General features: G+C 70.1%; 17 protein-coding genes, 1 tRNA gene and 1 pseudogene. 9 read left to right on the top strand and 10 right to left on the bottom strand.

Annotated features, from left to right (window positions below; translation table 11 throughout):
* Window positions 1-18 precede the first annotated feature (18 nt).
* Complete coding sequence (locus LZ495_RS04175) at window positions 19-810, bottom strand: rhomboid-like protein (protein WP_235050508.1); 792 nt, start codon at window positions 808-810, stop codon at window positions 19-21.
* Between the two features lie 202 nt (window positions 811-1,012).
* Between LZ495_RS04175 and LZ495_RS04170 the strand changes: the two genes are divergently transcribed.
* Window positions 1,013-1,885: an alpha/beta fold hydrolase gene (locus tag LZ495_RS04170; RefSeq protein ID WP_235050507.1), complete on the top strand. Its 873-nt coding sequence runs from the start codon at window positions 1,013-1,015 to the stop codon at window positions 1,883-1,885.
* Between the two features lie 79 nt (window positions 1,886-1,964).
* Here the strand turns inward: LZ495_RS04170 and LZ495_RS04165 are convergent.
* Window positions 1,965-2,048 (bottom strand) — tRNA-Leu (locus tag LZ495_RS04165).
* Between the two features lie 453 nt (window positions 2,049-2,501).
* On the opposite strand from LZ495_RS04165, the gene LZ495_RS04160 reads away from it, so the two are divergent.
* From LZ495_RS04160 to pknB, 6 genes and pseudogenes are all read left to right on the top strand, one after another.
* The gene (locus LZ495_RS04160) at window positions 2,502-3,410 is read left to right on the top strand and encodes an FHA domain-containing protein (protein WP_235050506.1); all 909 of its coding nucleotides are present in this window, start codon (window positions 2,502-2,504) and stop codon (window positions 3,408-3,410) included.
* Between the two features lie 10 nt (window positions 3,411-3,420).
* The gene (locus tag LZ495_RS04155; protein WP_235050505.1) at window positions 3,421-3,960 is read left to right on the top strand and encodes an FHA domain-containing protein FhaB/FipA; all 540 of its coding nucleotides are present in this window, start codon (window positions 3,421-3,423) and stop codon (window positions 3,958-3,960) included.
* Between the two features lie 5 nt (window positions 3,961-3,965).
* On the top strand, window positions 3,966-5,606 hold the full coding sequence (locus LZ495_RS04150) for a PP2C family protein-serine/threonine phosphatase (protein ID WP_235050504.1): 1,641 nt from the start codon (window positions 3,966-3,968) through the stop codon (window positions 5,604-5,606).
* A 91-nt stretch (window positions 5,607-5,697) separates the two neighbouring features.
* Window positions 5,698-7,056 (top strand): annotated as a pseudogene (locus tag LZ495_RS04145) (FtsW/RodA/SpoVE family cell cycle protein); the annotation flags it as partial.
* 385 nt (window positions 7,057-7,441) lie between these two features.
* Entirely contained in the window at window positions 7,442-8,947 is a 1,506-nt protein-coding gene (locus LZ495_RS04140; RefSeq protein WP_235050503.1) for a penicillin-binding transpeptidase domain-containing protein, read from the top strand.
* 120 nt (window positions 8,948-9,067) lie between these two features.
* Window positions 9,068-10,948, top strand: coding sequence for a Stk1 family PASTA domain-containing Ser/Thr kinase (gene pknB, locus LZ495_RS04135; protein WP_235050502.1), 1,881 nt, complete (start codon window positions 9,068-9,070; stop codon window positions 10,946-10,948).
* Window positions 10,949-11,104: 156 nt separating this feature from the next.
* Here the strand turns inward: pknB and LZ495_RS04130 are convergent, their stop codons facing one another.
* From LZ495_RS04130 to LZ495_RS04105, 6 genes are all read right to left on the bottom strand, one after another.
* Window positions 11,105-11,872, bottom strand: a complete 768-nt coding sequence (locus LZ495_RS04130) for a class E sortase (protein ID WP_235050501.1) — start codon at window positions 11,870-11,872, stop codon at window positions 11,105-11,107.
* Window positions 11,873-11,905: 33 nt separating this feature from the next.
* Entirely contained in the window at window positions 11,906-12,946 is a 1,041-nt protein-coding gene (locus tag LZ495_RS04125; protein ID WP_235050500.1) for a class E sortase, read from the bottom strand.
* A gap of 53 nt (window positions 12,947-12,999) precedes the next feature.
* The gene (locus LZ495_RS04120) at window positions 13,000-13,638 is read right to left on the bottom strand and encodes an aminodeoxychorismate/anthranilate synthase component II (protein WP_235050499.1); all 639 of its coding nucleotides are present in this window, start codon (window positions 13,636-13,638) and stop codon (window positions 13,000-13,002) included.
* Window positions 13,635-13,835 (bottom strand): hypothetical protein, encoded by a 201-nt coding sequence (locus LZ495_RS04115; protein ID WP_235050498.1) that lies wholly within the window; start codon window positions 13,833-13,835, stop codon window positions 13,635-13,637. Before LZ495_RS04115 ends, LZ495_RS04120 begins: the two co-directional genes overlap by 4 nt.
* Complete coding sequence (locus LZ495_RS04110; RefSeq protein WP_235050497.1) at window positions 13,835-14,557, bottom strand: class E sortase; 723 nt, start codon at window positions 14,555-14,557, stop codon at window positions 13,835-13,837. Before LZ495_RS04110 ends, LZ495_RS04115 begins: the two co-directional genes overlap by 1 nt.
* 82 nt (window positions 14,558-14,639) lie before the next feature.
* On the bottom strand, window positions 14,640-15,338 hold the full coding sequence (locus tag LZ495_RS04105) for a DUF881 domain-containing protein (RefSeq protein WP_235051063.1): 699 nt from the start codon (window positions 15,336-15,338) through the stop codon (window positions 14,640-14,642).
* 251 nt (window positions 15,339-15,589) lie between these two features.
* Here LZ495_RS04105 and crgA point away from each other — a divergent pair, with 251 nt between their 5' ends.
* Entirely contained in the window at window positions 15,590-15,841 is a 252-nt protein-coding gene (gene crgA / locus LZ495_RS04100; RefSeq protein ID WP_235050496.1) for a cell division protein CrgA, read from the top strand.
* Between the two features lie 250 nt (window positions 15,842-16,091).
* Here crgA and LZ495_RS04095 read toward each other — a convergent pair whose 3' ends face one another.
* Both LZ495_RS04095 and LZ495_RS04090 read right to left on the bottom strand, forming a co-directional pair.
* Window positions 16,092-16,862 carry a rhomboid family intramembrane serine protease gene (locus LZ495_RS04095; RefSeq protein ID WP_372498519.1) on the bottom strand — a complete coding sequence of 257 codons (771 nt, stop codon included), beginning with the start codon at window positions 16,860-16,862 and terminating at the stop codon, window positions 16,092-16,094.
* A gap of 142 nt (window positions 16,863-17,004) precedes the next feature.
* On the bottom strand, window positions 17,005-17,529 hold the full coding sequence (locus LZ495_RS04090; RefSeq protein WP_235050495.1) for a peptidylprolyl isomerase: 525 nt from the start codon (window positions 17,527-17,529) through the stop codon (window positions 17,005-17,007).
* A 248-nt stretch (window positions 17,530-17,777) separates the two neighbouring features.
* Between LZ495_RS04090 and LZ495_RS04085 the strand changes: the two genes are divergently transcribed.
* Window positions 17,778-18,515, top strand: coding sequence for a DUF5324 family protein (locus LZ495_RS04085; RefSeq protein WP_235050494.1), 738 nt, complete (start codon window positions 17,778-17,780; stop codon window positions 18,513-18,515).
* Window positions 18,516-18,582 lie beyond the last annotated feature (67 nt).

Genomic DNA, 18,582 nt, shown 5'->3' with positions numbered 1-18,582 from the left:
GGCCGAAGCGGCGCGGCATCATCCCGGTACGGCGGGCGCCCGCGGCCACGGCTCGGTCAGCGGCGGCGGGGTCCGCATCGGCGCCGCGAGGCGGACCAGTACGGCGGCGGCCAGCCCGAACAGCGTCGCGAACAGGTGCCCGAGGTCCCAGATGGTGTGGCTCACCACCACCGGGACGACCACGACCAGCACGAGCGCCGCGACCCCGGCCCAGCGCATCAGTCCGGCCATGACCAGTACGGCCGCCGCGCAGCAGCCGACCATGATGTAGCTGACGCCGACGTCCGTGGCCGCCACCATCTTGTGCGGCGCACGTCCGGTGTCGATCGCCCAGCGCAGCACCCGAGCGGTGCAGAGCGAGCCGAGCACGTGGGCGGTCACCGCGATGGTGATCAACCGCGGAGTGCCGTACCGGCGTTCGGCCCACGCCACGACGGTGGCGAAGACCGCGACATAGAGCGTGAGGCCCGACCCGCGCTCCGCCACCCACAGAGCGCTGGTGACCAGCACCGTCGCCGGGTCGTCGGCGAGCCGGTAGAGGTTCGTGCTGTCGACCTTGGTGAGCAGGTCGATCAGCTTGGGCGGCGCGGTCTTCTGCACGAAAGTGCCCGCGGTGAACAGCACGATGTAGGTGAAGGCCGCCGGGGCGGACAGCACCCAGGCCCGCAGCCGCACGGTCCACGGAGCAAGCCGCCCGACCAGCCGGTCCGCCGGGCGCCACACCGGCGCGAGGCCGCGCAGCGCGTACCAGGACACCACGAGTGCGAGCACCACGACGACCGAGACCACCGGGCTCCTTCGTATCGCCATGCGAACCATGCACGTCATGCATGCCATGTACGTCATGTACGTCATGAATCAGGACAAAGCGATCCTAGGCGGCAGACCCGCCCGCACCCGGGATGCGCAGGAAGGCGATTCCCTTCCAAGAACTAATGGATCCCAAGTGATTAATCCATTAGTCTCTGAAGTGCACCGCCCGCTCCCCCACCTCCCGTGAAAGAGGTCCGCCATGCCCGCGCTCGCGCTCCCCCAGGTCCGGCACCGCCACGTCGATGTCGACGGCCTGCGCATCTTCTACCGCGAGGCCGGCCCGGCGGACGCCCCCACGCTCCTCCTGCTGCACGGCTTCCCGTCCAGCTCCCGGCAGTTCGCCCGGCTGATCGACGCACTCGGCACCGACTACCACCTGGTCGCCCCGGACTACCCCGGCTTCGGGCACAGCGACGCCCCGGCACCGGACGCCTTCACCTATACCTTCGACGGCCTCGCCGACGTGATCGAGCGCTTCCTGCTCGCCATCGGCCTGGACCGCTTCTCCCTATATGTCTTCGACTTCGGCGCACCCGTCGGCTTCCGCATCGCCACCCGGCACCCCGAGTGGATCGAGGGCCTGGTCGTCCAGAACGGCAACGCCTACCTCGAAGGCCTTTCCGACGCGGCCCGCACCATGACGTCCTACAAGCCCGGCGTGCCCGGCGCAGTGGACGCGGTGCGCGGCATCCTCACCCTCCCCGTCACCCGCAGCCAGTACGAAGGCGGCACCGCCGACCCCGAACTCGTCGCCCCCGACGGCTGGACCGCCGACCAGCACTTCCTCGACCTGCCCGGCCGCGACCGGATCCAGATCGACCTCGCCCTCGACTACCACGCCAACCTCGCGCTGTACCCGGACTGGCAGGAGTGGCTGCGCACGCACCGGCCGCCGACGCTCATCGTCTGGGGCCGCAACGACCCCTTCTTCCCCGAGCCGGGCGCCCGCGCCTACCTGCGCGACCTGCCCGACGCCGAACTCCACATCCTCGACACCGGCCACTTCGCCCTGGAGGACAAACTCCCCGAGATCGCGCCGCTGGTCGCCGCTTTCCTGGACGCCCGCGCCTGACCCCGACAGGCCGCCGGCCCCAAGGCCGCGGACATAAAAGAAGAGGCCCCAGGTCGATGACCTGGGGCCTCTTGCTCGGTGCGCGAGGGGGGAGTTGAACCCCCACGCCCTTTCGGGCACTGGAACCTGAATCCAGCGCGTCTGCCTATTCCGCCACCCGCGCGAGCAATGACTGAAGGTTAGCACGCGATCCGGGGCCGACTGAAATCAATACCCGGCAGTGGTCCGCGCCACACTCAAAGCACGCGGATGTGCACACTCTGTACCGGCCCGAGTACCCAGCCGATTCTTCTTTGTGCCGGGCCATCCCCGCCGCCCCGTCCTCTCCGGCATGCTTGACCTGCGCCGCCCGGATAGGACGGGGCAACTGCGGGGTAGACGCACCTGGTCACACCACAACTACGACAAGCGAGCCAGGAACGAGGGGCCGGGGTGTAGGAGTCCTTGTGAGAGCCAACACTCCCTACAGTGACCATGGCGGGGAACCATGGCCGTTTCCCGAGCGTGGATACGATCAGTGAGCTGACTGTAGGACCGGCCGGACCGGAGCATGCCCGGTTCGGCTCGCCCGTGCCCCGGGCGACGACGGCGACGCTTGACAGGGAAGGAGGTGCCCATGGGTGTCCTGAAGAAGTTCGAGCAACGACTTGAGGGCCTGGTCAACGGCGCCTTCGCCAAGGCGTTCAAGTCCGATGTCCAGCCTGTCGAGATCGCCAGCGCGCTCAAACGCGAGTGCGACAGCAACGCGACCATCTGGAACCGGGACCGCACCATGGTCCCCAACGACTTCGTGGTGGAACTGGGCTCGCACGACTACGAGCGGCTCAGCCCCTACGCCCAGCAGCTCGGTGCCGAGCTGTCCACGATGGTGCGCGACTACGCACAGCAGCAGCGCTACTCGTTCATCGGGCCCGTCGAGGTGCACTTCGAGCAGGCCGACGATCTGGACACCGGGCTCTACCGGGTGCGCAGCCAGGCGCTGGCCGGCAGCCAGTCCCAGGGTGCCCCTGGGTACGGGCCGCCCGAACCTGTAGCGTCGGCGCATCCGCATTACCCGGACCCGAAGTACGCGCAGCCCGGGCAACCGCCCCAAGGCCCCGCGCCCCAGTTCCACAGCCCGCCCGCTTACCCGCAGGCGGGTGGCATGCCGCCCGCCGGTCCCCCGGGACCGGGTGCCGGCCTGCCGCCGCGTCCGCCGGGCCCCCCGCCCGGCCCGGCCCCCGCGCCGTACCGCCCCCCGGCGGCACTGCGCACGTGGGTCGAGGTCAACGGAATGCGCCACGAACTCACCGCCTCGGCCGCCAAACTGGGCCGGAGCACCGACGCGGACGTGCGGGTCGACGACCCGAGCGTGTCGCGGCACCATGCCGAGATCAAGATCGGCCCCCCGGCGTCGATCGCCGACCTCGGCTCGACGAACGGGATCGTCGTGGACGGGCAGCACTGCCAGCGTGCCGCTCTCCGCGACGGGTCGAGGATCGTGCTGGGCAGTACCACTGTCGTGTTCCGTCAAACCGAGGGGTGACATCGGGCGCATGTCTGAGCTGACCCTCACCGTCATGCGGCTGGGCTTCCTCGCCGTGCTGTGGCTGTTCGTGATCGTCGCGGTCCAGGTGATCCGCAGCGATCTGTTCGGCACGCGCGTCACCCAGCGGCCGATGCGCCGGCGCAGTGCGCCGGCCGCGGCCGCAGCCCCCGCAGCAGCGGTGCCTCCGCCGGTCGCCCAGCAGGCGCCTCCCCCGCAGGCCCGCGGCCCGCGCCGCGCGTCCGCGCCGCGCAGTGCGCCGTCCAAGCTGGTGATCACCGGAGGCTCGCTCACCGGCACCACGATGAATCTGACGGACCAGCAGATCACCATCGGCCGGGCGCACGACTCGACGATCGTGCTCGACGACGACTACGCGTCGAGCCGGCACGCGCGCATCTACCCGGCCCCGGACGGCAGCTGGATCGTCGAGGACCTGGGCTCGACCAACGGCACGTACCTGGACCGCACGCGCTTGACCGGACCGACCCCCGTACCCCTCGGAGCGCCGATCCGCATCGGCAAGACCGTTATCGAGCTGCGCAGGTAGCCTGAATGAGCCTCTCTCTCCGCTTCGCCGCCGGATCGCACAAAGGCATGATCCGCGAGGGCAACGAGGACTCCGGCTACGCCGGCCCCCGATTGCTCGCGGTCGCCGACGGCATGGGCGGCGCCGCCGCGGGCGAAGTGGCCAGCTCCGAGGTCCTGTCCACCATCGTCGAACTCGACGAGGACCTGCCCGGGGCCGACCTGCGCGACACCCTCCGCCTCGCGGTGGACCGCGCCAACGACCGGCTGCGCGTGATGATCGACGACGACCCCGGCCTCGAGGGCATGGGGACGACGCTCACCGCGCTGCTGTGGACCGGCAACGGCCTCGGCCTGGTGCACGTCGGCGACTCGCGCGCCTACCTGCTGCGGGACGGCGTCCTGGACCAGATCACCCAGGACCACACCTGGGTGCAGCGCCTGGTCGACGAGGGCCGCATCACCGAGGAGGAGGCCGGGCACCACCCGCAGCGCTCCCTGCTGATGCGCGCACTCGACGGCCGCGGCCAGGTCGAGCCGGACCTGGCGGTCCGCGAGGCCCGCGCCGGAGACCGCTACCTCGTCTGCAGCGACGGCCTGTCCGGCGTGGTCAGCCGGGAGACGATGCAGGACACCCTGCTCGCCCTCGCCGACCCGCGCGACGCGGTGCAGGAGCTGATCCAGCTCGCGCTGCGCGGCGGCGGCCCGGACAACATCACCTGCATCGTCGCGGACATCGTGGACGTCGACGAGACACCGTCCGACATCCCCGTGGTGGTCGGCGCGGTCGCCGACGACTTCGCCGGCGAGACCGCCACGCTGCCCACCACGCCGGCCTCCCGGGCCCGCGAACTGACCGCGGGCGAATACGAGAATGAAGCGCTGGTGCCGGAGGCCGCGGCGCCGCCGAGCCGGCGCCGCCCCAAGCCCGCCTGGCGCCGCACGCTCCCGGTCTGGGGACCGGCCGTGCTGGTGCTGGCCGCCCTCGGCGGCGCGTACTGGTGGACCCAGACGCAGTACTACGTGGCGCGCGACGGCGACCACGTCGCGATCTACCGCGGCATCGACGCGCAGATCTTCGGCATCTCGCTGTCCAGCCCGTACAAGCAGTACAGCGCGGTCAAGACCGACCTGATCGGCGCCGAGTACCGCAAGAGCCTGGACGTCCGCTACGACGCGGCCAGCCTCTCGGACGCGCGCGACTACGTGGACAAGCTGCAGCGCCAGGCCACGGTGTGCAGCCAGGTGCTGGCCTGGAACCAGGAGCACCCGCCCACCGTCTCTCCTTCGGTACCGCAGACCCCGGAGCAACCGCAGACCCCGGGTACCGGCAGCCCGGGAGGCGAGAACGTGACCACGCCCGCGTCGGTGCAGGCTGCGCCCATGCGCACGCCCACCCCGACCGCGACCGCGAGCGGCCGTCCGGGCACCGACTCGGTCTCGCGCTCCACCAAGCGCGCCACGCCCGACCCGGTCAAGACGACCGGCGCCGCACAGCGCCCGGCCACCGGCGCACCCGGCACCGGCCAGCCCGCGGCCAGTCCCCCGGCGGCGGCGCAGCCGACCGCGGCACCCACCACGACTCCGACGGCAGGTCCGGCCATCGACCTCGGCGAGGACACCCCGCTCATCGCCAAGTGCGATGTACAGCCCGTCGGCTCGAGTTGAGGAGGGGGAACGCCGTGAGCGAGCGCAGCGAGCGAACCAATAAGGGGGATGCGTTTTGCGAATGCGCCGCCGAGCGTAGCGAGGCGGTGGCATGAGTAACACGACGATCACCCCGCAATCCGCTCCGAACCGCCGCAACACCGAGCTGATGATGCTCGGGTTCGCGGTCCTGGTACCGGTGCTGGCGTACGCCAACGTAGGCCTGGCCGGCGACGGCCGGCTGCCGGCCGGACTGGTCTCCTACGGCCTGGGTCTCGGCTTCATGGCCGGCATCGCGCACCTGGTGGTCCGCAAGTTCACGCCGTACGCGGACCCGCTGCTGCTGCCGCTGGCCACGTTCCTCAACGGCATGGGCCTGGTCCTGATCTACCGCCTGGACCTGGACCTCACCCGCAAGGCGGCGCCCACCCAGCTGATGTACACCGCGATGGGCGTCGCGCTCTTCGTCGGCGTCGTGGTGTTCCTGCGCGACCACCGGCTGCTGCAGCGCTATACGTACATCGCGATGCTCGTCGCCCTCGTGCTGCTGGTCTCCCCCATCCCGTTCCCGGGCGACACCTACGGCGCCAAGATCTGGATCCGGCTGGGCCCGTTCTCGATCCAGCCGGGCGAGTTCACCAAGATCGTGCTGACCGTGTTCTTCGCGGGCTACCTGATGGTCAAGCGCGATGCGCTCGCGCTGGCCAGCCGCAAGGTCATGGGCCTGTACCTGCCGCGCGGCCGGGACATCTTCCCCATCGTGGTGGTGTGGCTGCTCAGCCTGATGATCCTGGTCTTCGAACGCGACCTGGGCACCTCGCTGCTGTTCTTCGGCATGTTCGTGGTGATGCTCTACATCGCCACCGAGCGGGTCAGCTGGCTGATCTTCGGCCTCGTCATGGCGATCGGCGGCGCGGCCCTGGTCGGCTCCGTCGAACCGCACGTCAAGGGCCGCGTGGACGCGTGGCTCGACCCGATGGCGATCTACGGCACGAACCCGCCGCGCGGCGGCTCCGAGCAGCTCGCCCAGGCCCTGATGGGCTACGGCGACGGCGGCCTGCTCGGCAAGGGCCTCAACCAGGGCTTCCCGAACGAGATCGGCTTCGCGGCGCGCAGCGACTTCATCCTCACCACGGTCGGCGAAGAGCTGGGCCTGGCCGGGATGATGGCGATCTTCATGGTGTACGCGCTGCTCATCGAGCGCGGCCTGCGTACCGCGCTGGCGGCCCGCGACCCCTTCGGCAAGCTGCTCGCAGCCGGCCTCTCGGTCGTCATGGCGCTGCAGGTGTTCGTGGTCGCCGGCGGCGTCACCGGCCTGATCCCGCTGACCGGTATGACCATGCCGTTCCTCGCCCAGGGCGGTTCGTCGGTCATCACCAACTGGATCCTGGTCGCCATACTCATCGTGGTCAGCCACACCGCCCGGCGCCCCGCGCCGCCCGCGGTGGCCGGCGAGGTCTCCGCGACGCAGAACAGCCGGGGCGGCCGCCGCGCCCGGCGCACCGGCTTCGAGGACCAGGCGCTGGACGCCGCGGACGCCGACGAGCTGGCCGAGCCGACGCCGGTGCAGGGCTCGCCGCTGGGCGACCTGTCCGGCGGCCATGTGCCGGACCGGCCGCGCGTCGATGCGGACGCCGCCACCGAGTTCACCCCGATCGCTTCCGCGGGCACGCCCGCGGAACCCTCGTCGCCCCCGGACGCGTTGACGGTGCCCGGCGGAGTGCCGGGCGTGCCGCCGCGGCCGGGCACCCCGCCCGGACCGGCCGGACCGCCGCCGGGCGGCGGCGCAGGAGGAGCGAGCGGGCCGGGCGGACCGGCGGGACCGAGAGGACACAGCCAGTGAGGATTGGTCGGAAGTGAACAAGCCCCTGCGCAAGGTGTCCATCTTCTGCCTGGTCCTGGTCGCCGCACTGATGCTGCGCGCCAACTGGATCCAGGTCGTCAAGGCCGACGAGTACGCGGACCACCCCGAGAACAAGCGCGCGATGTACGAGTCGTACTCCCACCCCCGCGGCGACTTCCTGGTCGACGACAAGCCGATCACCGGCTCGGAGAAGACCGACAGCAAGAAGTTCGAGTACCAGCGGACCTACCTCAACGGCCCGATGTACGCCCCGGTCACCGGCTTCAAGTCGCAGTTCTACGGCAGCAACCTGCTGGAGAACGTCGAGGAGGACATCCTCAGCGGCGACGACTCCCGGCTGTTCGTGCGCCGCGTCATCGACGTGGTCACCGGCAAGGAGCGGCGCGGCGGCAACGTCGACCTGACGCTGAACGCCAAGGCCCAGGAGGCCGCCTTCAAGGGACTGAACGGCAAGACCGGTGCGGCGGCCGCGATCGACCCGACGACCGGCCAGATCCTGGCGATGGTGTCGACGCCGTCGTACGACCCGGCCCAGCTCGCGGTCAACGACAAGAAGGCCCAGGACGCGACCTGGAAGGCGCTCAACGAGGATCCGACCAAGCCGATGGACAACCGGGTCATCCGCTACACCTACGCGCCCGGTTCGACGTTCAAGCTCGTCACCGCCGCGGCCGCGATCGCCAGTGGCAAGTACAACTGGGACACGGTGACGAACTTCCCGTCGCCGATGCCCTACCCGAACTCGCTGCTGGGCCTCAAGGACCAGGCCGGCCCCGCCGCCTGCCAGGGCAGCACCCTCAAGGTCGCGCTGGAGAAGTCCTGCAACACGGTCTTCGCGGGCATCGCCATGGAGCTCGGCGACGCCGCGATCAAGGCGCAGGCCGAGAAGTTCGGCTTCAACGACTTCGGCAAGTACGACTTCACCAAGGGCGGCTCGGACACCAAGAACAACCTGGACATCCCGACCCGCGTCAACGCAAGCAACTTCCCGGCCAACGACGAGGGCGGCGCCACCATGCGCGCCGCGATCGGCCAGCAGAGCGTGACCTCCACACCGCTGCAGATGGCGATGGTGGCCGCGGCGATCGCCAACAACGGCACCCTGATGGAGCCGTACCTGGTCGACTCGCTGCGCTCGCAGAGCCTGGAGACCATAGAGCAGACCAGCGCCAAGAAGCTCAGCCAGGCGGTCGAGCCGAACGTCGCCGGCCAGTTGCAGGACATGATGGTCGGCGTGGTCGAGGAAGGCTCCTGCCAGTCCGCGAAGATCCCGGGAGTCAAGGTCGGCGGCAAGACCGGCACCGCGCAGCGCGGCTTCGCGAACGACAAGCGGCCGTATGCCTGGTTCGTGTCGTTCGCGGAGTTGGACGGCAAGAAGGTCGCGGTCGCCGTGGTCGTCGAGGACACCGAAGCGGACGTCGAGCGGAACGACATCAGCGGATGCAAGACCGCCGCCCCCACCGCCGTCGCCATCATGAAGGCGGTGCTCGGCAAGTGAGAACCCACAGATCGGGCCGCGCAGACTTGATCAGTCCGTGACAACCGCGCATGCCTCGGCCCGGGTACCGTGTCCGAGGACGTTCAGGGTCGAGGACCGGTAAGGGAAAGGCTGGAAGCTATGGAAGAGCCGCGTCGCCTCGGCGACCGGTACGAGCTCGGTGCGGTCCTCGGCCGCGGCGGCATGGCCGAGGTGTACCTGGGCCGTGACATCCGTCTCGGGCGTACCGTCGCGGTCAAGACGCTCCGTGCCGACCTGGCCCGCGATCCGTCGTTCCAGGCCCGGTTCCGGCGCGAGGCGCAGTCCGCCGCATCGCTGAACCATCCGGCGATCGTCGCGGTCTACGACACCGGCGAGGACTACATCAACGGGATCTCCATCCCGTACATCGTGATGGAGTACGTCGACGGGTCCACGCTGCGCGAGCTTCTGCACTCCGGGCGGCGGCTGCTGCCCGAGCGCGCCATGGAGATGACCGCGGGCGTCCTGCAGGCGCTGGAGTACAGCCACCGCAACGGCATCATCCACCGCGACATCAAGCCCGCCAACGTCATGCTGACCCGGCAGGGCACCGTCAAGGTGATGGACTTCGGCATCGCGCGCGCCATGGCCGACAACGGCATGACGATGACGCAGACCGCCGCGGTCATCGGCACCGCGCAGTACCTCTCCCCCGAGCAGGCCCGCGGCGAGACCGTCGACGCCCGCTCGGACCTGTACTCGACCGGCTGCCTGCTCTACGAACTCCTGACCGAGCGCCCGCCCTTCGTCGGCGACTCGCCGGTCGCGGTGGCCTACCAGCACGTCCGCGAGGACCCGCTGCCGCCGAGCGCGTACGACCCCGAGGTCTCGCCGACGATCGACGCCATCGTGCTGAAGTCGCTCGCCAAGCACCCGGACAACCGGTACCAGAGCGCCGACGAGATGCGCGCCGACCTGGAGCGTGCCCTGCACGGCATGCCGATCGCGGCGCCGGCCGTGATGGCGCCCATGGAGGCGGCCACCCAGTACCTGCCGCCGACGCCCGGGCCGTCCACCCAGGCGTCCTCGGCGTACGGCACCCAGCACGGCCAGCAGCAGTACGACCTGGGCCCGGACGACGACTACGACGACGACGAGCCGCCCCGGCAGCGCGGCTGGGCGTGGGCGCTGCTCGCGGTGGCATGCGTCGCGGTCCTGGTCGCGGCCTTCTTCGTGGGCAAGACGCTGCTCGGCGGCGACGATGCCAAGGGCGACCTCAAGAGCGTCCCGAACCTGGTCGGCAAGACCCAGGCGCAGGCCCAGCAGATGATCGACTCCAGCACGCTCAAGCTGACCGTGTCGCCGGAGAAGAAGGCCTGCGAGCAGCCCAAGGACACGGTCTGCACGCAGACCCCGGCCGAGGGCACCAAGGTCGAGAAGGACAGCAACGTCACCGTCGTGCTGTCCTCGGGTCCCGCGCTCGGCAAGGTCCCCAACGTCGCGAAGATGAAGGAAGACCAGGCGACGAAGCTCATCACCGAGGCCGGCTTCAAGGCCCGGCCCGACCGCAGCACCGACCACAAGTGCGAGAAGGACACGGTCTGCGCGACGGACCCGGTGGCGAACACCGAGCTGCCGCTGAACTCCGAGGTCGTCCTCAAGATCAACAGTGGCAAGCCGTCCGCCGAGATGATCGACGTGGTGGGCAAGACCTATGCCGAGGCGAAGAGCCGGCTCGAGGCCGAGCTCAAGGTCAAGGTCACCGCGAAGTTCGAGTACAGCCCGGACAAGCCGGCCAACATCGTCATCGCGCAGAGCGTGCCCAAGGGCGACCAGGTCATCGAGGGCAACTCGGTCCAGCTGACGGTCTCGCAGGGCCCGTCCCCGGCGCCGACCACGCAGCAGCCGCCGACCACGCAGCAGCCCACCGGGAGCCCCACGGGCAGCCCGACGGGCCAGTCGAACGGCGGCAACGGCGGCAACAACCGCCCGGGCAGCAACGACGACGAGGCGAATCCGTTCGACCCGCGCAACTGGTGACGCCGCGGCCGGCCCCGGGCCGGCCCGGTCGCCCGCAGGGCGCACGCGCAACGTTCTAGGGCCTGGCCCGGATCACTGATCCGGGCCAGGCCCTCGGTCTTTCCGGTGCGCCCGGGCTGCTTCTTCGAACGTCCGGCAGCCTCTTGGTACGTCCGGCTACTTCTTCAGCGCCGCGGGCACGAACCCGGGCCGGCTCACGTCGGTGGCCACCAGAGTGCCCCAGTAGATCATCCGGTTCTTCGAGGTGAACTCCGGATCGCACGTGGTCAGCGTGATGAGCCGCTGGCCGCCCGGCAGTCCCAGCATGGGCGGGTTGGAGGCCAGCACCTCGCCGTTGTCCGGCTTCGTGATGAAGGGCCCGCGCACGATCTGGTACGTGTACCACTCGGTCTTCGTCTGGACCACCACGAAGTCGCCTGCCACCAGCTTGTTCAGGTGCCGGAAGGGCTCGCCGTTGCCGTTGCGGTGCGCCGCGATACCGAAGTTCCCGACCTGGCCGGGCGCGGTGTACGGGGCGTACGTGTAGTGCCCGACCCCCTTGCGGAGCGACTGCGCGCTGGTGCCCTCGACGATCGGCTTCTTGTAGCCGCTGCCGAGCCGCGGGATGTACAGCGCCGCGAACGCCTCGCCGCGGATCGCCCCGCCGGGCGCGGCCGCGGTGCCGTCCTTCTGCCCGTCGGTGCCGACGTCCTGGGGTCCTTCGTCCTCCGGGATGCCGGCGATCGGCGAGGCCTCCGGAGCCGGTTCGTCGGCGGTCGGCTCCTGCTCCCAGGACTCGTACAGCTCCTCGAGGCTCTCCTGCGCCGCGGCGCGGCCCTCGATGTTGGTCCACCACAACTGGTGGACGCACAGCAGCAGTCCGACCAGGCCTATGGTGAAGACGATCTCCGCAGTGCCGCGGATGACCTTGCGCACGACGCCCATGGGTCGACAGCTTGGCACAAGCAAGCTCCTGGGTCAGGACCCCGGAGCGACCAATGCATCCGGCTTGCCGTCCTTGCGCTGCCGCTCCTCGACCAGTTCGCCCCACACGATCAGCCGGTAGGTCGAGGCGCCGTCCGGGGTGCAGGTGGTGAGCGTGATGTAGCGGCCGGGCTTCTTGAAACCGCTCTGCTTGGGGATCGGGTCGATCACCCCGATGTTCTTCGGCGAGGTCTCCGGGAGCTGGGAGGTGACCGCGTACGTGTAGTACATGGTCGCGGTCTCGACGACGATCGAGTCGCCCTTGCCCAGCTTGTTGATGTAGCGGAACGGCTCGCCGTGGGTGTTGCGGTGCCCGGCCACCGCGAAGTTGCCCTGCTTGTCCCACGGCATCGCGGTCTTCGGGTCGGTGTAGTGGCCGGCCAGGCCCTTGTCGAGGACCTTGTACTTGTCGGTGCCCTGGGCGACCGGGACCTTCACGCTCAGCTTGGGTATGTAGAGCACCGCGAACCCGATGCCCGGCGCGAAGCCGTCCGGCTGGCGCGGGTCGGGCGCGGGCAGCGGCGCCTCGCCCGTCTGGCCCTTGTCCCACTGCTCCTGGAGCTGCTTGGTCTCGCGGGCGGCATTGCGGTCCCCGACCACGTTCGTCCACCACTGCGTGTAGACGACGAACAGGACCAGCACCAGGCCCAGCGTCATGGCGACTTCGCCGACGCCGGTGGCGACCGCGGTGAGCACCCGGGAGCGCGTCGACGGCTTGGCGGCCTTGCGGCGGGCCGCGCGGCCCGCTCCCTCGGGCACTGCGGCGCCAGGCTTGGCACCGGGCTTTGCACCGCGCCGCCGAGCGGACTTCTGCTGCTCCTGAAGGGCCTTGCGGCGGGCCGCGCGGCCGCCGGGTGCGGGCGGGTCCGCGTCGCCGTCCGAAGCGCCCGAGGGGCCCGAAGAGCCCCCGGCGGGCAGGGCGAGGGCGGCCGGAGCGGCTTCCCGAGCGGCCCGCCGGGCCGCCCTGCGGTCCAGGTCGGCCCGGGACGGCACCACCAACTCCGCGGTCCGGTCCCCGAAGCCGGGATCGAACACGTCCTCGCGGGCCTGCTCGGACTCCGGACCGCCGGCTATCCGAGCCGGGCCGGCTATGCCCCCATCCCCGACCGGCCCACCACCGGCGCCAGCCCGGCGGCGCGCCCGGCGGCCTCCGGGAACCCGCAGGTCCCCAGCCAGTTCGCCAGCATCAGATGGCCGTCCTGGGTCAGCACCGACTCCGGGTGGAACTGCACGCCTTCGACCGGAAGGTCGCGGTGGCGCATCCCCATGATCACGCCGCTCTCCGTCCATCCGGTCACCTCCAATTCGGCCGGCACCGTATCCGGGTCAACCGCGAGCGAGTGGTAGCGCGTCGCGGTGAAGGGCGACGGGAGTCCGGAGAAGACGCCGCCACCCTTGTGCTCGACCAAACTCGTCTTGCCGTGCAGAAGTTCCGGTGCCCGGCCAACCGTAGCGCCGTAGGCGACGGCAATTGACTGCATCCCCAGACACACGCCGAATACCGGCACCCGGCCGGCCCCGTGCCGCACCATGTCCACGCACACCCCGGCTTCTTCCGGAGTGCCGGGTCCGGGCGACAGCAGCACGCCGTCGTAGCCGAGCGCGTCCTCCACCGTCACCGCGTCGTTGCGCCGCACATCGCACGTCGCACCGAGCTGGTAGAGGTACTGGACGAGGTTGAAGACGAAGCTGTCGTAGTTGTCCACGACAAGGATCCGGGCGGTCATCCGGGCAGTCCTCCGCTGGGCTGGACGTCCTGGACGTTGCCCTGGTCGACGGTCACGTCGCCGAACGGCAGCATCGGCTCGGCCCACGGGAAGATCCAGTTGAACAGCGCGTAGACGATCGCCAGCACGAGCACGAGCGAAATGGCGATGCGTACCCACACGTTGCCCGGCAGATGGCGCCAGATAAAGGCGTACATCAGGAGGCTCCCTTCAGCGCCGCGGGCTCGCCGGCGGACAACGGCTGGACCGATTCGAGGTGACCCCAGGCGATCAGTCGGTGCGAACTGCCGTACTCGGGGTCGCAGGTGGTGAGAGTCAGGTACTTGCCGGGCTTGTCGTACGCCTTGGCCGGGACCGGTGCGACGACCCCGACATCTTCCGGGAGCGTCTTGTATACCGCCTTGTCGGCGGCACCGTTCACGAGGGGCTTGTCGAGCGTATACACGTACCAGTTGACCGTGTCGTTGATGACCACTTTGTCGCCCACCCGCAGGCTCGGGAAGTGCAGCATCGGGTCGCCGTAGGTCTTGCGGTGCCCGGCCACCGCGAAGTTGCCCTCCTGGCCGGCCTTGGCGGACGTGTCGTACCAGCCCAGGCCCTTCTTGAGGGTGTCCGTCGCGGTGCCCGCCAGCACGGTCCACTTCCAGCCCGAGCCGAAGCGCGGGATGTACATGACCGCGAAGCTCTTGCCGTCCTTGTACTCCGGCGGCGGGCCGGGGACCTGCGGTGCCACCGGCGCACCCGGCTGGGCCGGGGCGGCGAGGTTCTGCTTCATCTTCTTGTCGAGCTCGTCCAGCTCGCCGGCCCGGGCCTCGCGGGCCAGCACGCCGGTCCAGTAGAGCTGGTAGACCACGAAGAGCAGGATCAGCACGCCGAGCGTGATGAACGCCTCACCAAGTCCGCGGATCGCGGTGCGCACGGTCTCCCGGCTCCCCTCTTATTCACTGTCTTGCGTTCGTGGCCGGTCGCTCGGCAGCAGGCGGCGGCGGTCGGTGGGCGGCTCAGGAGACTTTCGCATACTGCAGATCGAGAGGGCCCGTGTACCCGGGGAGATTCACCTGCTTGCGGTCCTCCACCTTGTAGCCGAGCCCGTAGGCGTCGACGTACGTCGTGTAGTTGTAGACCGCGTCGCTGTCGTCCAGGGCCCGGCGCAGGTTGTCCACATTGCCGACCGCGGTGATGACGTACGGCGGCGAGTACACCCGGCCGTGCAGGATCAGGGTGTTGCCGACACAGCGCACCGCGCTGGTGGCCACCAGCCGCTGGTCCATGATCTGGATGCCCTGCGCGCCGCCCGCCCACAGGGCGTTGACCACGCCCTGGATGTCCTGCTGGTGCACCACCAGGTCGTCGGCGGTGGGTTCGCGGATGCCGGGGATGCGCGCGGTGGCGTCCGGCGGGGCGTCGGTGAGCGTGACGGTCAGCCCGGCGCCGCTCAGCGGGGCCAGCCCGGCCGGGCCGTTGAGCGCGTCGATGCGGGCCTGCGCGGCCGGGTCGTCCACCTGCGCGCGGCGCAGCGCGTCGACCTCGTCGCCCAGTTCGATGACCTCGCGGTCGACCTCGGCGTTGTGCTGGCCCTGCTTGCGGACCAGGTCCCGGTACTCCATCGACTGGCTGTCGTTGCGCAGGTTGGTGCCGTGCGAGGTATTGGCGCTGATCCAGAAGAGGAGACCGGCAAGACCGAAGACCACAAGAGCCAGTGAGCGGGGTACGATCGCTCGCCAGGCCGATCCGGATCGGCCGGCAGCTCCCTCCGGGGAACCAGGCAAGCGCACACCGGGCAAACGCACGTTGTCGTACCCTCCATCCGGACCTGACAGCGACTACGCTAACCGACACGTCGCAGGTCGTGTCGCGTCCCTACACTCCCCGCCGACGGCAGGGGCGCCGAAGCCCGGTGCTCGGCGCCGGAAGCAGTAGGCCCAGGGCAGCATCGACAGGAGAGACTCTCGTGCCGAAGTCCCGGATTCGCAAGAAGTCCGACTTCACGCCGCCGCCGGACAAGAAGACGGCGATAAAGCTGGACACGCGCCGCTGGATCGCGCCGTTCATGCTGGCGCTGTTCCTGATCGGCCTGCTGTGGATCGTCGTCTACTACGTGACCAACGGCGACTTCCCCGTCGAGTCGATGGGCAACTGGAACATCGTGGTCGGCTTCGGCTTCATCGCCGCCGGCTTCGGTGTCTCCACGCAGTGGAAGTAGTGCTGCAGCTCTAGACGCACGGCGGCACCAGTAGTGCTTCTCCCCTTGCGGGAGCAGGGATCCGACCCGGTCGGCGGGGCGCCTGCGCGCGTTTTCCACGGCGGCATCCACAGAGTTATCCACAATGGGGATAACGAGGCAAAGCCTGTGGATAACTCTAGCGCGCCAGGCCCCCGACGCGGGCGTTCGAAACGCCCCTCACCAGCAATTCATCACGCTGGGTCAATCCGCATATCCTCAGTGTAACCGATCAGCTGAGCTGGGACGTCCGGAACAGCACGATCCCCACGAGCACCGCGACGATGCCCGCGATCGAGAGCACCTGGAACGCCACCCGGTGGTTCTTGGGAGCGTGCACCATGCACGCCGCGGCCAGGGCGCCGACCACCAGGCCGCCGACATGTGCGCGCCAGTCGATCCGGCTCACGTTCAGGAACGTGATCACCAGGTTGATCACCAGCAGCGCGATCAGCGGCCGCAGGTCCGCGTTCATCCGCCGGCCCACCACGAGCGCCGCGCCGAACAGCCCGAAGACCGCGCCGGACGCGCCCAGCGAACCCTGGTTCTGCGCCGCGATCAGGTACGACAGCGCGCTGCCGCCGAGGGCGGAGACCAGGTAGACGGTCAGGAAGCGGACCCGGCCCAGCATCGCCTCGAGCGGCGGGCCGAGCATCCACAGCCCGAACATGTTGAAGAGGATGTGCCACGGCTCCTGGTGCAGGAACGCCGCGGTGAACAGCCGGTACCACTCGCCTTCCGCGATGCCGGCCCACTGCCCGCCGACCACCGCGCGGCCGAGCAGTATGAAGCGGTCCACGACCTTGTCGCCGACCACCAGCACGAGGATCCACACGGCCAGATTGAGGCCGATCAGCGTCTTGGTGACGACCGCGCCCGTGGCGCCGGCGCTGCCGTCGGTGTTGCGCACCCGGGCGCCCGCTATGGTGCGCGCCTCGCGCACCGTGCGGCCGCCGGCCTGGACGCAGTCCGGGCACTGGAAGCCGACCGACGCGCTCACCATGCAGTCCGTGCACACCGGGCGTTCGCACCGGGTGCAGCGGATGTGCGTCTCGCGACCCGGGTGCCGGTAGCACACCGGAGGACCGGCCGGCCCCTGCGGGGATCCGGCCGGTCCGTCGCCGTGGATGGAGTTCAACGCGGCGTCAGCGCTTCTCGATGGCGATCTCGTCGATGACCACGTCGTTCACCGGGCGGTTCAGGGGACCCGTCTCGGTCGCCGCGATGGCCTTCACGACCTGGCGGCTCGCCTCGTCGGCGACCTCGCCGAAGATGGTGTGCCGGCGGTTCAGGTGCGGCGTCTCGCCGACCGTGATGAAGAACTGCGAGCCGTTGGTGCCGGGGCCCGAGTTGGCCATCGCCAGCAGGAAGGGCTTGTTGAACGCCAGGTCCGGGTGGAACTCGTCGGCGAACTTGTAGCCCGGGCCGCCGCGGCCGGTGCCGGTCGGGTCGCCGCCCTGGATCATGAAGCCGCTGATCACCCGGTGGAAGACGACGCCGTTGTACAGCGGTCCCTGGCCGGGCTCGCCGGTCGCCGGGTCGATCCACTCACGGGTGCCGTCGGACAGCCCCACGAAGCTCGCCACCGTCTTGGGGGCGTGGTTCGGGAACAGCTCGACCACGATGTCCCCGTGGTTGGTCTTGAGGGTGGCGTACAGCTTCTCGGCCACGGATGAACCTTCCCTGCGGTCATGACGGTCGTTCGGACTGTCTCGTGTGTGACGAGGTCCCCGGAATCCTCGCATGGCCGCGGGCCCGCCGCCCAAATGCCCGCGGCAGCAACGGCCATGTCCTCCGCCTCGGTCCCGGGCCGACGCCCCCAGGAATGGACCAAGAGGATATGAGATGACAATCCAGGCATGATCCACGCCGCCTCGGGAACACATAGCGGATGTAACCCGCCGAGGAGGAGGCTGTCGTGACCCGCTTGGAGCAGGCACGCGATGCTGGTGGCCGGACCGTGGTCTGGATCGCACCACGCGCCGCGCACGCACGGGATGCCGCGGTGCATTACGCCGCGGACGCCCGGGACTGGGCGGCACCGCGCCTGGAACACCGCCTGGCCGTGGTGCGGGTGCAGGCCGCGGACACCACGCGCAACCGCGTCATGCCCGCGCTGGAGGCCGCCCGGCTGAAGCTGGCCGCGTTCGGCCGGGACACCGTGGCACCCGCCGTGGGCCCGCGCGCCCACCAGGCCATGGACTCGGCGAAGCAGCGCATGCAGGACGACGTGATGCCGCGCGTCAACCACGCCGCCCTGGCCGCCAAGGAGGCCGGCGAGCCGGTCGTGGCCGAGGCCCGCTCGCGCGCCGAGGCGGCCGTCATGGCGCTGCGCGGCGATGTGACGTCCGCCGAGATGGCGAAGATCGTCAAGAAGAAGCAGCACAAGGCCCGCAAGAACGTCCTGGTGCTGATCCTGGCGCTGGCCATCGGCGCGGTGGCCGGCTGGGTCTGGTGGCAGCGCAAGGCGGACGCCGCGGAGTGGAAGTCCGACGAGGGCACCGCGATGCCGCCGAGCGCCGGGATGAGCGCGGACGCCTACCGCGGCGAGCCCGCCGTCACCCCGGTCACCGACCCCGGCCAGGTGGCCCAGGACGCCGAGGACGACGCCCTGGCGGCCGGCAAGGGCAAGCACCGCAACCAGCAGAAGCACTGACCCCTGGCCGCCGCGCGGCAGGCCGTGCGCAACGAAGAGGGCCGGGGGGCCCCCCCCCCGGGGGGGG

Origin of the sequence: Yinghuangia soli (assembly GCF_021502675.1) — a bacterium.
GTDB classification, from domain to species: Bacteria; Actinomycetota; Actinomycetes; order Streptomycetales; family Streptomycetaceae; genus Yinghuangia; species Yinghuangia soli.
This window is presented reverse-complemented; position numbering and strand designations above follow the sequence as displayed.